General features: G+C 56.7%; 11 protein-coding genes. 3 read left to right on the top strand and 8 right to left on the bottom strand.

Features of this window, described 5'->3' with window-relative positions; genetic code table 11:
• Positions 1-462: 462 nt before the first annotated feature.
• Entirely contained in the window at positions 463-1,770 is a 1,308-nt protein-coding gene (locus tag EV698_RS08460; RefSeq protein ID WP_130503642.1) for an O-antigen ligase family protein, read from the bottom strand.
• 887 nt (positions 1,771-2,657) lie between these two features.
• On the opposite strand from EV698_RS08460, the gene EV698_RS08455 reads away from it, so the two are divergent.
• Complete coding sequence (locus tag EV698_RS08455) at positions 2,658-3,647, top strand: glycosyl transferase family 90 (protein WP_130503641.1); 990 nt, start codon at positions 2,658-2,660, stop codon at positions 3,645-3,647.
• Between the two features lie 130 nt (positions 3,648-3,777).
• On the opposite strand, the gene EV698_RS08450 is transcribed toward EV698_RS08455, so the two are convergent.
• The 3 genes from EV698_RS08450 to EV698_RS08440 all read right to left on the bottom strand — a co-directional run bounded on the left by EV698_RS08450 (position 3,778) and on the right by EV698_RS08440 (position 6,981).
• Positions 3,778-4,419: a hypothetical protein gene (locus EV698_RS08450; RefSeq protein WP_130503640.1), complete on the bottom strand. Its 642-nt coding sequence runs from the start codon at positions 4,417-4,419 to the stop codon at positions 3,778-3,780.
• A 550-nt stretch (positions 4,420-4,969) separates the two neighbouring features.
• Entirely contained in the window at positions 4,970-6,025 is a 1,056-nt protein-coding gene (gene waaF, locus EV698_RS08445; protein WP_239016242.1) for a lipopolysaccharide heptosyltransferase II, read from the bottom strand.
• Entirely contained in the window at positions 6,022-6,981 is a 960-nt protein-coding gene (locus EV698_RS08440) for a lysophospholipid acyltransferase family protein (protein WP_239016241.1), read from the bottom strand. The genes waaF and EV698_RS08440 overlap by 4 nt, the downstream gene beginning before the upstream one ends.
• Positions 6,982-7,080: 99 nt before the next feature.
• On the opposite strand from EV698_RS08440, the gene hldE reads away from it, so the two are divergent.
• Positions 7,081-8,541 (top strand): bifunctional D-glycero-beta-D-manno-heptose-7-phosphate kinase/D-glycero-beta-D-manno-heptose 1-phosphate adenylyltransferase HldE, encoded by a 1,461-nt coding sequence (gene hldE, locus EV698_RS08435; protein WP_130503639.1) that lies wholly within the window; start codon positions 7,081-7,083, stop codon positions 8,539-8,541.
• Here the strand turns inward: hldE and EV698_RS08430 are convergent.
• Positions 8,523-9,233 (bottom strand): 3-deoxy-D-manno-octulosonic acid kinase, encoded by a 711-nt coding sequence (locus EV698_RS08430; protein ID WP_130503638.1) that lies wholly within the window; start codon positions 9,231-9,233, stop codon positions 8,523-8,525. The two genes, hldE and EV698_RS08430, sit on opposite strands and share 19 nt — an antisense overlap.
• Before the next feature lie 121 nt (positions 9,234-9,354).
• On the opposite strand from EV698_RS08430, the gene EV698_RS08425 reads away from it, so the two are divergent.
• The gene (locus EV698_RS08425; RefSeq protein WP_165385760.1) at positions 9,355-10,659 is read left to right on the top strand and encodes a 3-deoxy-D-manno-octulosonic acid transferase; all 1,305 of its coding nucleotides are present in this window, start codon (positions 9,355-9,357) and stop codon (positions 10,657-10,659) included.
• Here the strand turns inward: EV698_RS08425 and EV698_RS08420 are convergent.
• Genes EV698_RS08420 through EV698_RS08410 form a run of 3 tightly spaced genes read right to left on the bottom strand, consistent with a single transcriptional unit; the run spans position 10,642 to position 12,991 of the window.
• Positions 10,642-11,961, bottom strand: a complete 1,320-nt coding sequence (locus EV698_RS08420; RefSeq protein ID WP_130503636.1) for a TolC family outer membrane protein — start codon at positions 11,959-11,961, stop codon at positions 10,642-10,644. The two genes, EV698_RS08425 and EV698_RS08420, sit on opposite strands and share 18 nt — an antisense overlap.
• Before the next feature lie 17 nt (positions 11,962-11,978).
• Positions 11,979-12,278, bottom strand: coding sequence for a rhodanese-like domain-containing protein (locus EV698_RS08415; RefSeq protein WP_239016284.1), 300 nt, complete (start codon positions 12,276-12,278; stop codon positions 11,979-11,981).
• 50 nt (positions 12,279-12,328) lie between these two features.
• Positions 12,329-12,991, bottom strand: a complete 663-nt coding sequence (locus EV698_RS08410) for a protein-L-isoaspartate O-methyltransferase family protein (protein WP_130503634.1) — start codon at positions 12,989-12,991, stop codon at positions 12,329-12,331.
• Positions 12,992-13,410: the final 419 nt, after the last annotated feature.

The following is a 13,410-nucleotide window of genomic DNA, read 5'->3' as shown; positions in this document are numbered from 1 at the left end:
TCAGAATATTAGTGTGTGATAGCTCCTCGAGAACCAAGATCACAAAGACGCTAAATGGTTTACGTCCTTTCGCAAATCGCACGAACAACTCAACGTCGGCTGACGTACGCTTTTCTGCTTAGACCGACTTTTCTTCATTATTTTGGGAGGTAGACAAAACCTGCTTGCCGTCTGCGGAATTTTTTACGACACGCAGGCCCTAAAAACCGGAGAGCCACCAAAAAATAAATGTCGCGATATAGCAGGAAAAAGCAATCGGTCTAAGTGCTGCGAGCGGATCAGCATAGAAGTTGCACCCGTATAATAAGCGGAAAGGCTTTTGTAAAAGTTTCTCGGAGTGGGCGGTTTTCCTTGAGGGTTTATGAAAAAGTCTACGGCCTACAAAATGTCTCTCTTGGTTAGCTGATTGACTGCAGTAACTCGTTAAATTCTACGGAGGCGATGCTGTTTAATTTCTTGACCTTAGTTTTCTTGCGGCAATCGGTCACGGGCTAACAGACCGACCAGTACTGCGATCATGAACGCATAAAACATGATGCCAATATTCCGGTTGAATGTTACCTGTGCGATACCGACAGACATAAAGCTGCACACCAGTACGATGCCAGAAACTGATAAAGCAAGCATGTGTGTGTTCACAACCTTTGCTCTTCCTGCGCGTAGTGTCGTTTGTATGAAAAAAACCAACGGTGTGAAATATACCGCGAGGAGGATAAGTCCACCGGCTAAGCCTTTCTTAGCGAGGACGTTGAACCAGTCATTATGAGCGTGGGTAAAACGTGCTGTATGTTCTTGAATGGCACCATTGGTTTCCAGTTCATGCATTTTCGAATAATACCCAAGCTCACCCCAACCAATGTATGGTCGCTCTATGAAAAGGAGGCCCGCACCTTTCCACATCTCTAGTCGGAAGCCGACGCTACCACCAACAAAATCCCCGTTAACGTAGGCCTCTAGTTGGCTGCCGGCATCTTCTAGGCGATTTACGATATTACTTGTGGGTAAAATATAGACTAGAAGGATTACAAACAGGCCTAACATTGACGTTAGGCGTAATATGTATTTCGCCTGGAGTATTCGCGTAAGCACTAGCGAATAAACGATCGTCGCAGGTATCAGCGCAATCCAAGCCCCACGGCTACCGGATAACATTGCTGCTGTAAATCCGAAAAAAGATCCGATTACAAGCAGACCCGAGATGAAGAATCTCTTTTTGCCGGAACAAGAAGTGCTGGTGCTCCAGATGAGTCCACTCAAACACATTAACGCCATAGTGATTGCAATCAGGCCAAATTTATTTGTCGGTGCGAATCCGCTTGCTCGTGATGCTCCATTAACGGTCCATTGCCAGAGTGCTACGCTTCCCGCATTGATACTCCCAAGGCCAAGGCCCATCCAGAGCCATGCCGAGTCGATTCGTGTGCGTGCAATAACGCTAAGGCATAGGGCTGCTATTAGGAACCGAATCGGCCGATCGAAGTCACTTACGCCTTCGCCACGTAATGCGGCATCGCCGATCCAGAAAACAGCGTACAGAACGAGAGATAGTATAATAAGACTGACCGGTGTCGAGAGCGCGAAGCCAGACTGGTATTTTTCCGAGTCAAAAACCCGAATTGCGATGGCGCTCAATAATATGATGATAATACCGTACGAATAGCCCGATGGGAGGGCAAGTGAAAGGGTCGGTAATAGAAAGATTCCAAACGCGAGGCTGTTGTCCGTCGCGGAATGGGCAAAACCACCCGCATTGATATTCAACTTACGCATGACGAAAGGTATTATATTATTTCTTTGCAACAAAGGATTTATTTTCTTTTGCCAAAAATTTTGGTGAATTTTATGAATCTTGCTCGAGGCAATGAATTATACCTATCGAGATCTGCCTGTCCATATACCCGGGTCTGCAATAATCACGTTTCCGTCCGCTAGCGCTTGACTGTTTGAATCAAAGTGATGTGGCGCAGGGTTCGCCACGGAAAGTGATGATTGGATTATCGGGTATAGTCCGACAACACCAAGGCTCGACCGATGTCGGTGTCGGTGTCGGTGTCGAAGCGGGTGGTCGGTAGCAGTGTGCGCTGTAGCCTCATTATAATTGATTTATTACCCGGCTGGCAGCGCGGCGTGAAGGTCGCGGGGCTATGGCTACGGTCTATGCGGATTTTGAGGTGCCGCCAACTTAGCACCATCGACCGCGCGGAGTTGTATCTGTTCGCTGGCGCTCACTCGGGCAAGTCCGAATCGCGGAGCCATTCGCGCAAACGTGGCGTCGTTTGGCGGTGTTTGTAGATCATCGCACCCCCTGTGTTGAGCCCCTGAGGTTTCCGCTACGAACCTTTCACCGAGGACCTCAAGAGCAGCTAACGCGTGATATAGAGCTCCCCTAAGCATGTATAGTCTTGTAACTTGTAACAATAGCCATGAACTATCTCGTCGGCCTCCGCTTGAACCCTCTGCTGTTATTGTTCCTAGAGGGCCCAGATGTAGCACACGAGCACTATGGCCGCCGAGCCCGGTTACCTGCACGAACCGAAAAGGTGGAGATTCCGCTGGAATATTGATCGCGTTAGAGGATGTCTGCGCCCTCAGTGATAAAGGCCTTGCTAGCTATTGGTTGACTGTTAGACGCCCAGGTCAGAAATGAGAGTTTTGCCTTGCTAAAAGACAAATTGAGAAAAAACCGTCACAAACTTACGTTCTATCTTAAAGGGATAAGCGAGATAGGCCTGCCAAGAAGTTACTATATTAACCAGAGGAAGCGCTGGTTTAAGTGTCTGGAAGCGCACCGATCAGAGGGTGATATTGAAGATATCCAGAGACGAGTTAACTATTACAACCAGTGGCAGAAGACAGCGCGTTTAGCCTCCGGAGCAGAACGGGCGGGTGATTTCACCAAAGGGAAAAGTTGGGCTTATTACATCGATATGAAAAGATATTTGATGGCCTTCGATCCATCAGTCCGACTTTTCTATCAGCCGGGTGATGTCACGAGGGTAACAGACCAGCTCACGTTTCTTAAAAGCCGCCCGATCCGTCATGATAATCACACCTCGGTTTTGCTCAAATTGAATCGCGTAAGACACTATTTTTTCGTTAATGACCAACAGCCGTTCGAGCATAAAAAGAATCTGCTTGTCTGGCGCGGTGGTTGCCATCAGCAACATCGCAAAGAATTCGTCAAGCGCTTTTGCGATCATCCCTTGTGTGACGTGGGGGACAGTCGTCAAGAGTCTAGCGACGAGGTATGCAATAAAGGATTTTTGGGTATTTCGCAGCAGCTCGGTTACAAGTTCATTTTAAGTATCGAAGGTAATGATGTCGCTACCAACTTGAAATGGATCATGGCTTCTAATTCATTATGCTTTATGACTAAGCCAAAATTTGAAACCTGGTTTATGGAAGGTGCTTTGGTGGCAGGATTTCATTACGTTCAGGTCTCTGACGATTACAGCGATCTTGACAGTAAGGTGCAGTATTACATAGATCATCCGGAACAGGCTAAAGCAATTGTTCGCAACGCCAATAACTACGTCAAGCCCTTTCTAAATGAACCTAGAGAGCACCTTATCGGGCTATTGGTAATGCAGAAATATTTTGAGAAAACCGAACAAACGACGCCTTTAGGGTTGAGGCTATGGGAATAGCCGCATGCGAGCTATAAACGCTCGTTTGATTGGCAGGGTGTCTAGGGCTCCACTGCTAGAGCGGTATATTGATACCGGGTGTAGGATGTTCTGTTAAGTACTGAGTCTTGCCGCAGCGTTAAGTGCTGAATTAGTGGGATCGATAGATACGCCTCGCAAGCAATAGTAGCTCCACTATTGCGATCAATATAATGCTGTAACCCAAAAGCTCGATGACTTCTTCGGCCATGTCTTTCACGTCACGCATGTAACCTTCCTGCATCACGGCTCGCCAGAAAACCTGGCGTCCGAACAGGCGAGAAAAGGCATAGGTAACGAGTATGCCCGCAGTAAATAACCCTAATGAGAGTGTGTTGCTGTAGCGGGCGAATTCGGCCAGAAATCGGCGTCGCTGGATCACTACCCATGTAATAGAGGGGATAACGATCAGCGAGACTAATATTTTCCAGGTGTGTGTTGCGACATAATGATCGAGAAACGCGTCTTGTTCGCGCACCAGTGAGGCGGCAACGAAAGCTAAGAGCAGTAAGGTCAAATTGGGCCAAATCTGCAAAACTTGGCGAATGTATACGAGTAGTAAGCATGAAGTAATAAGAACACAGGTTTGCGTTAACTCGGTAAAGCCAAGCTCTGAGAAACGCACCTCTGGCAAATACTGCGCCTCCCAATAAGCCCCTTGTGCAATTGCTCCTATGACGAGGACATAGATTATGGCGCGAAAAAAAAGCGTGCGAAAAGTAATTGCCCAGGTGGCATCTAAGTGAGTGTTCATGTCATCCTCGATTGGTGAAACGTCGGACGAAGTCGTTAAGACAGCGCTAACGAAATAGCAAAAAGTATGTTTATTTGAATATCGGCTATATCTTTCGTTCGCAGGGAGCGAGACCACGCCGGATTTCATCGATATCTGCTCGTTGCCAGTGACCGGGGCACGCGCTCAGTCGATGCCGGAACGAAGACCCCTAAAAACGCTCAGACGGTTACACCTCTGCTAAAGGCGCTCCGCGCCAGAGCCGCCGTCCTTGTCCGTGAGTTACTCAGAGACACCGATAAAGTGTCTCTTCCCGTCTTCATTGGACACATCAGCCTATGGACGATCAAATTTTCTATGCTTGAGCGGTGTCAACAGTATCTGTCGCCGCTTATCGGCGTTTCGAACTTTGCAGATGATTGGCATGACTGAGCGAATCATCGCCGCACGACCGAAGTGTTGGTGAGCCATCGCTTCGATCCCGTTCGGGTCTGGAAACTGCAATTATGTGCTACTGCCATTTGTACAGTCATCATGTGCCGCAGAAAGCACTGGTACGGAGAATACCCATTCAGGCGATCTGGCCCAGTTGCTGGTCGATCATGTGGGTTACATGGTCCGGTGTGATGCCCCGCAGGCAGTTAAGGTGCCCGAGCGGGCAGTGTCGCTGGAAGCAGGGGCTGCACTCGAGGCCGCGGTAGATGATCTCCGCGCGATCGCTAAGTGGCGGAGTATATTGAGGATCTGACGAACCGTACAGGGCGATGACCGGCGCGGATGTCGCGGCGGCGATGTGCATGAGCCCGGAATCGTTGGTGACGACGACCGAGCTGGCTGCGAGCAGATCAATCGCCTGGCTCAGCGTGGTTTGGCCAGCCAGGTCGAGTACGCCGGGCGCTGCAGCGGCGATATCCCGGGTCAGCTCACTATCCTTGTCAGAACCCAGCAACACCACCTGGCAGCCGCGCTCCAGGTATCTGTTCGCCAGTGCCGCAAACGACGCCGCCGGCCAGCGCTTGGCGGGACCGTACTCGGCGCCGGGGCAGAGGGTGAGGATTGTGCCTGTCCCGAACTTATCAGCGATTCCCAAAGTTTCGAGGGTTGCCTGCTGCTGATCGCGGGAAGTGGTGAGTGCGGGTGGCTGGATGGTGGGCTGGTTTGTGCCTGTCCCAAACTCCGACCCATTCGGATCACCCAGCGCGACGAAACGATCGACCGTTCGGTAGGTGCTCTGCCGGTCGAGCGGTCTGATGTCGTTAAGCAGCCCGTAGCGATGCTCGCCGAGGTAGCCCGTGCGTTTTGGGATGCGCGCGAGCCACGGGACAAGGGCGGCTTTCGCCGATCGTGGCAATACGATCGCCTGGGAGTGGCCGAGTCGTTTTAGTGCCTGTCCCAAACTCCAGCGCCGACTCAGTCCGAACTCGCCATGCGGTACCGGTAAAGTGAACGTGTGGCGAACCTCCGGCATTCTCTCGAGAAGTGCCTGTCCCCAAGGGGGTGCTACGACATCGACCGGCCGGTCGGGTGCCTGCTCTCGAAGCGCTTTGAAAAGGCTCTGCGCCATCACCATGTCGCCCACCCAGCCGGGTCCGACGACCAGGACGGCGTCCTCGGGCTGGTTAGTCACGGTGCTGCTCCATAACGGTTGCGGGGTTTCTGCAGCGCATCGCCGTAGGCCGGCCGCTCACCCGGAGGCGGGTGCTTGAACCGGCGGTGGAGCCAGAGGTACTGCTCGGGGTGGGCGCGAATCCCGCGCTCGATCACCGCGTTCATCCACTGGGCATCGGTACGATCGTTGCCGGTGGGGAATCCCTCCATCGCCGGCTCCAGCCATATCTCATAGCCGTTGCCATCGGCGTTGATGTTGAAAAAAAGCGGTACGACCTTCGCGCTGCTCATTCGACTGAGACGCATCAATCCGGTGGTGGTGGGTGTCTGGACACCCATAAAGGACACGAACTCGCTGTTGCGGACGCCGTAATCCTGGTCTCCCGCATACCACACCGGCGTTCCCTGTCTGAGAACCCGCACGATTTTGCGGAGGTCTGTCCTTGGCAGCACATCCGCCAGTGTCCGCGACCGGCTCCGCAGCATTGTCCGGTCCATCAGCGGTTTTTTGCGCATCGGCTTGTAGATCGCAGCCATCCGGATCCGGGGCCCGATCAGTCTCGCGGCAAGCTCGATACACAAAAAATGCCCTGACAACAGAATGACCGGCGATCCGCCGGATTGCGCGGCCTCAAGGTTTTCCAGCCCGTGGACGTCGCAGGGAATATGATCCACGCGTGCTCCCCCGAACCAGGCAAGCGCGGTTTCCGCGATCCCTCGCCCGGTGTAGCGCAGGTTGGCGCGAGTGATGTGCTCACGTTGTGCCTGTCCCAACTCCGGGAAGCAGAGCTCGAGGTTTCTCTGCGCGACCCGGCGTCGCTGGGTCGGGAGGCGGTTGAAGAGGCGACCGATGGTCTCGCCGATAAACAGGGCAATACGCGGCGGCAGTTTGCCGAGCATCCAGAGCAGTGCCAGCGAGAGGCGCTGCCCGATGCGATGACGCGTGCCCGTCGATGGTGTGCTGGAGTCGGACACGTTAGCGCCTGCCCTGATTGAGCGCTGGCGGGTGATCGATCTTGGTGCCTGCTAGAATCTGAATCATTATTCGCACAATTTACCGTTTTGAGGGTCTTGATGCAGCTGGAATTGCCGGATTTTGGTAGCGCCCGAGTACTCGTGGTCGGTGATGTCATGCTCGATCGCTACTGGCATGGACCCACCAGCCGGATCTCGCCGGAGGCGCCGGTGCCGGTGCTGCGGGTGGATGGCGAAGACATGCGCCCCGGTGGTGCCGCGAACGTTGCGATGAACCTCGGCGCGCTGGGCGCCCAAGTGCGTGTTATCGGGCTGATCGGTGACGATGATCACGGCCGGCTCCTCGAGTCTCGCCTGCGGGAGGGGGGCGTTGAGCCACTGCTACAGCGTGTCGACACCCATCCGACCATCTGCAAGCTGCGGGTCCTCAGTCAGCGTCAGCAGCTAATGCGGCTCGATTTCGAGCGGCCGTTCACCGCCACGGAAACGAACGGCCTGACGGACGTGTTCGCGCAGGCGCTCGCAGAGACCGATGTCGTCATCATCTCCGACTACGCCAAGGGAACCCTCTCGCATGTCGAGGCACTGATCGGCAAGGCAAGAGAAGTGCCTGTCCCGATCCTCGTCGACCCCAAGGGCACGGACTGGCATGGATACGCAGGCGCAACACTGCTGACCCCGAATGTTGGCGAGTTCAAGCGCTACCAGGAAAAGCAGGGGGCGAGCGGAGTTGATCGGGATCAGGAGGTTTGGGACAGGCACGGTCTCGAGGAAGTTGTTCCCGCAGCCCTCGATGAACTCTCCCTCGACGGAATGCTGGTGACGCGGGGCGAGGCGGGTATGAGCCTGCTACGCCGTGGAGCAGAGCCTTTCCATTTGCCGGCCCATGCGCGGGAGGTTTTCGATGTCACGGGGGCGGGTGACACCGTTATCGCACTGCTGGCGGCGTCGCTGGCGGCGGGCGTCGATTTGCGGCAGGCCACGGCACTGGCGAATCTCGCGGCGTCGCTGGTCGTTGCCAAGGTGGGTACGGCGTCAGTCACCGTGCCCGAGCTGGAGGCCGCCACCGGTCAGTCACCGGGTGACTACCAGGTCACCGATCCGCAGTCACTGGTCAGGCTTCTGGAACCGCTCCGCCAGCGGGGCGAGCGCATTGTGATGACAAACGGCTGTTTCGATTTGCTCCATGCCGGCCACGTCCATTATTTGCGACAGGCACGTTCGCTGGGCGATCGCCTGATCGTCGCGATCAATGACGATGAATCCGTGAGACGTCTCAAGGGGGCCGGCCGCCCGGTGATGTCACTCGCCCAGCGCATGGCGGTTGTCGCTGCGCTGGGATCCGTGGATTGGGTGATTGCTTTTTCGGAAGATACGCCGGCGGCGCTAATCGAAGCGATACTGCCGGACGTGCTGGTCAAGGGCGGGGACTATCAGCCACAGGCTATTGCCGGTTACGACGCCGTCACGGCGGCAGGCGGGGAGGTCAAAGTCCTCGACTTCATCGAGGGAGAGTCCACCAGCGCGATCATCGACCGGATTCAGGGACCCTCCTTGTAGGCCTCGATCAGAGCGGGCCAGCCAGTAGCTGCAGCCGATGCCAGGGTGGGCTCGCGGCTGAAAGAGCGTCGCAGCCGCGCCAGGCTCCGTGCCTTCATCGCGGTGTTTGCCCGTAGATGACCCCGATCCCAGTCGATCAGCCAGGCCTTCAAACGGTCATCGATAAGGATGTTACGGACATTGAGATCCGCATGATGAACGCCTGCGTCGTGGAAACACCGGATCACTCGACCGACTTCGCGCCAGATTGCGTCGGGCATACCGCCGCTGGCCAGGTCGGCCAAAGGTCGGGCACCCGCGATCTGTTCCGTGACGATATCCGCGGTGTAGCTCAGTCCCAGCCTTTGGATATGCCCACCGTACGGGACAGGCACGGAAAGCCCGAGCTCACGGAGGCGAGCGGTGACTGCAAGTTCCCGCCAAGGTCGGCAGCGGGAGAGGCCGGCCCAGATGAATCGATCATTACTGAGATGGCGGGGTAGCCCGCCCCGACGATAGTGGCGAAGCACGAGGCGCTGATCGTTGAAGCGAAGGAAATAGGCCTCGGCACGGCCCCGGGCCTGACTCTCGATGGCTCCCCGCGCTTCGAGTGACTCCGCATCGAACAGGTACGCCGGCAGGTCATCAGGTGCTGCGGAGGCCGGACTGATAAAGTAATCGCGTTCCTGTTGTCGGAAGTTGATATGGGCCATCACCGCACCTATCCCCGTGAATCCTCACCGACGGCGTTGAGGTTATCACTCAGCGCGGAAGCGACGGGACAAAGCAATGGGACAGGCACGTTGTAATGCCCGCCGACAAGCGATTGAGCCGATGAATCTGACCACGTATCGCATGCTGTCACGCTGTCTCTCGCCCGCCTACCGGTTTTATCTGTGGCGACTCCGGCGCAGGAACCCGGCGTATAAAGGGGGGCTGCACCAGCGCTGGGGCGACTATCGTGATCAACCGCCGGCCCCGGGAGCGATCTGGGTCCACGCTGCATCGGTCGGCGAAGCGCGCGCTGCGCAGAGCTTTATCGACCGGTTGCTTGAAGATGGCTGGCCGCTTTTCATCACCACGAATACGCCAACCGGACTGGAAACGATCCGCAGTCGCTACGGAGCGAGCGTGCAAAGCGGCTATCCACCCGTTGATGTGCCGACGGCGGTCGACCGCTTTGTCGGCGCCCTGTCACCCCGGGCGGCGATTTTCATCGAGCTCGAGATCTGGCCCAACCGGTTCGCGGCGTTGGCGGCACGCGGTATCCCGGTCGCCTTGATCAACGCCAGGCTGAGCCCCGCGAGCCTGGCGCGTTACGCGCGTTTTGGCGCGCTGATACGCCAGTCGCTTCAAGGTATAGCCTGCCTTTGCGCGCAAACCGAGGAAGACGCTGGGCGTTTTCACAATATGGGTGTCCCGAACCGGAAGATCCATGTCACCGGCAATCTCAAATTCGACCAGGCGATTGACCACAGACAGGTTGTGGCGGGTCAAAGGTTACGAGCGCGGATCGGGCCTGAACGTTTCGTCTGGGTAGCGGCGAGTCTCAGGCAGGGAGAGGCGGACCAGGTCCGCGAGGCACACGAGGCACTGCTTGCGGCTTTTCCCGACGCGATGCTCATCGTCGTGCCTCGGCATCCGGAACGGTTTCGGTGGCCGGCTGGTGAGGGGGCCGAGGTTTGGGACAGGCACGTTATCAAGGCGTCGCAGCTCGGCAAGGACGACGATCGGTATCAGACCGCTCACGTACTGCTGGCAGATACCGTCGGGGAAATGATCAAGTATCTGTCGGCGGGGGATGTCGCGTTTGTTGGTGGAAGCCTGGTGCCCGTTGGCGGTCATAATCCGCTCGAGCCCGCTGCCCTCGGTAAGCCCGTACTAATGGGGCCTCATGTCACGAATTTCCAGCAAGTGGACCGGCTTCTCGAGGACCAGGGCGCACGGATAAGGGTGCACGGTGCGAACGAACTCGCCGATTCACTGCAGCGCCTGGTTCGGGACAGGCACTTTCTTGATGCGACCGGCCGAAGCGCGGAGGCCGTCATCCAGGCGCACCGCGGCGCGAGCGCTCGGACGCGGCAGATTCTTAACGAGACGCTTCTGGCCGCTAACGATGGGTCAAGTCTGTCCGAGTAGTGCGTTGACCCGCTCGAGATCCGCTTCGGTCAGCGTCCCGGCGGCCTGCTGCAGTCTCAGGGTATTGAGCAGGTAAGCGTGCCGCGCCTGCTCGTAATCGCGTTCCGCATTGAACAGTTCCCGCTGAGCGTTAAGCACGTCGACAATCGTCCGGGTGCCCACCTCAAAGCCGGCCTCGGTGGCCTCAACGGCCGCCCGGGTTGATACCCGTGCCTGGTCAAGCGCCCGCACCCGCTCAAGAGCTGTCAGAACGCCTCGGTAGGCGTTGGCCGCGTTACGGGCGACTGTGCGGCGGGTTTGTTCCAGCGCTCCGCGCGCTTCGGTGTAACGGGCCTGTGCCTCGCGAATGCCGGAGGATACTTCACCCCCCTGATACAGTGGAAGGTTCAGCTCTACGCCGGCGCTCAACTGATTCGCTTCGGTTTCGGGGCCAGGCTTTCCGTACTCACGTGAGCGGTTGTATCCGGCGACCAGATCGGCTGTTGGCAGGCGTCCACCGCGTTGTATATCCACCCCTTCCATCGCGGCCTCGGCTGCGAACCGTGCGGCGGCGAGCTGTCGGTTTTCTTCTTCTGCCCGCGCTCTCCAGGCGGCGGACTCTGCAGGCTCTGGCGGCGTCAGCGAGACGCCGCTTTTAACGGGATTGAGCTCCGCGGGTGCCCGGTTCGTCAGTTCCCTGAGTTCCTCGCGCCGGCTGGCAAGATCGTCTTTCGCCTGTAGCCGTTCGGCACGTGCCAGATCCGCCTGGGCGCGTGCTTCCTCAACGTCGGTTCGAGCAATGACGCCGACCTCGAAGCGCTGCTCGGCCTGATCGAGCTGACGCTGAATGGCCTCGAGATTGGCCTCGGCGGCATCCAGAGCTTCGCGTGCGTCGAGAACGGCGAAATACCGTTCAGCCACTCGCAGGATGAGTTCCTGCTCCGCGAACGCGAACTCGGCCTGAGCCTGACTGACCTGCGCATCTGCCTGATCCACCGCCTGGCTCTGTGAATAGCGATAGAGTGGCTGATTGAGTGAGATCCCGTAGGTCAGTTCACGGTACTGATCGTTCAGATTGCGGTTGTCTATCGCATCGAATGTTGAATTCAGCGAGACATCCGGCCGCAGCCCGGCCTTCGCCTGGGGCAGCAGCTCCTCTCTGGCATTAAGGTCGGCCACGTCCTGCTGGAACTGGGGATCGCTACTGCGCGCCTGTTCGTAGATGCTGGAAAGACCTTCGGCGCTAACGAGGTTTGGGACAGCCACCATAAGGGCGGCGACGAACAGGGCAGCGGCCGTGGGTCTTTTTTCCGGGTAAAGCATGAGTAGATCCTGTCTGATCAGTATTGCGGGAGATCGGGGTCGACGGAACGGCACCAGGCATCGATTCCGCCGCTCAAATTGAAGACTCGCTGGTGTCCGTTTTGCTCGAGCCAGTTTACTACCTGAGCGCTTCGCATGCCGTGATGGCATATCACCACTGTATCTCTATCCTGCGGTAGCTCGTTTAAAAACTCGGGACTGAGCCGGCTCATGGGTGCGAAAACACTGCCCTCGAGATGATTAATGGCAGTCTCCCAGTCTTCGCGGACGTCGAGCAGTGTGAGACGTGCCTGTCCCGTACTTAACTGCTCGTACAATTCCGTGGGTGTGACGGTTAGCAAGGCGTCGATCCGATGAGAGGTAGTCGTCAGACCGCGAAGCTGCGGGTGACGGGCGCGCCAACCAGTGCGGGTGCACTCGTATCAAACAGGCTCTCGCATGCCCACTGATCATCCGATACTCGTGTAATCAAAACGGCCTCCATGATTGGTGGCTGTCCCACTATTAAAAACAATCGCCCGCCTTCTGCGAGACTGCGGTGAAACCCCTGATGGAGTTCGGGTAGAGACCCCGTGACGGCAATTACGTCATAGCGCTGCCCATCATCCCAGCCCGCTGCGGCATCTGCGGTCTCAAGACGGGTGTTGTCGATCCCCGCCTGCTTGAGGTTGGACGATGCGAGCTCGGTGAAATCGGCATAAATGTCGACGCTGGTGACATTCGCGGCCATCTCACCCAGGCAGGCCGTCAGAAAGCCCGTACCGGTGCCAATCTCCAGTACCCGCTCGTTGGGTTGCGGATCGAGTGCCTGTAGCAGGCGCGCTTCGACTTTCGGTTCCAGCATGACCTGGTCATATCCGAGGGGCAGCTGCATATCGGCATAAGCGAGGTTCGCGAATGCCGTCGGCACGAACTCATGGCGCGGCAGCTTCTGCATGACCTCGAGAACTCGTTCGTTGAGCACGTCCCAGGTCCGTAACTGCTGCTCCACCATGTTTTCCTGCGCTGTGGCGAGGTTCACGTCGGTCATCAAGCTAAACCCATAATTAAGGTAGTCGAATTCAGTTCTGCATGGAGGTCGGTGCGCGAGCTGCGCGTTGTTTGCGGGACAGCCCCGATAATGTGCCTGTCCCGAACTACACTGTCATGTCGAAGGTTAAGGGGTTTAGTAGAGCGCGACAAGCACGACTCCTACCCCCTCATATGGGGGATACCACCAGGGTTAAAGGGTGTGGATACTGAAAGTCGACCAGCCGCTGACCCGTCGGATTTGGCAGCAGGGACGCTGATATGTCCTCGGATCGGCGGCTGGTCACCTATTTACCTTGGATAACTCCCCTTTAGTCTCCCTGTCATGTTTGTGCCTGTCCCGTAGTCTCGGTGAGGCGACTTTTACCGCACGACATCCTCTCGGCTGCGCAGCGTTTGCCGATGGATTCCTCCGCCTGT

The sequence above is a fragment of the Spiribacter vilamensis genome (assembly GCF_004217415.1).
Lineage (GTDB): Bacteria > Pseudomonadota > Gammaproteobacteria > Nitrococcales > Nitrococcaceae > Spiribacter > Spiribacter vilamensis.
The sequence above is the reverse complement of the archived record's forward strand: the minus strand, read 5'-3'. Positions and strand labels throughout refer to the sequence as shown.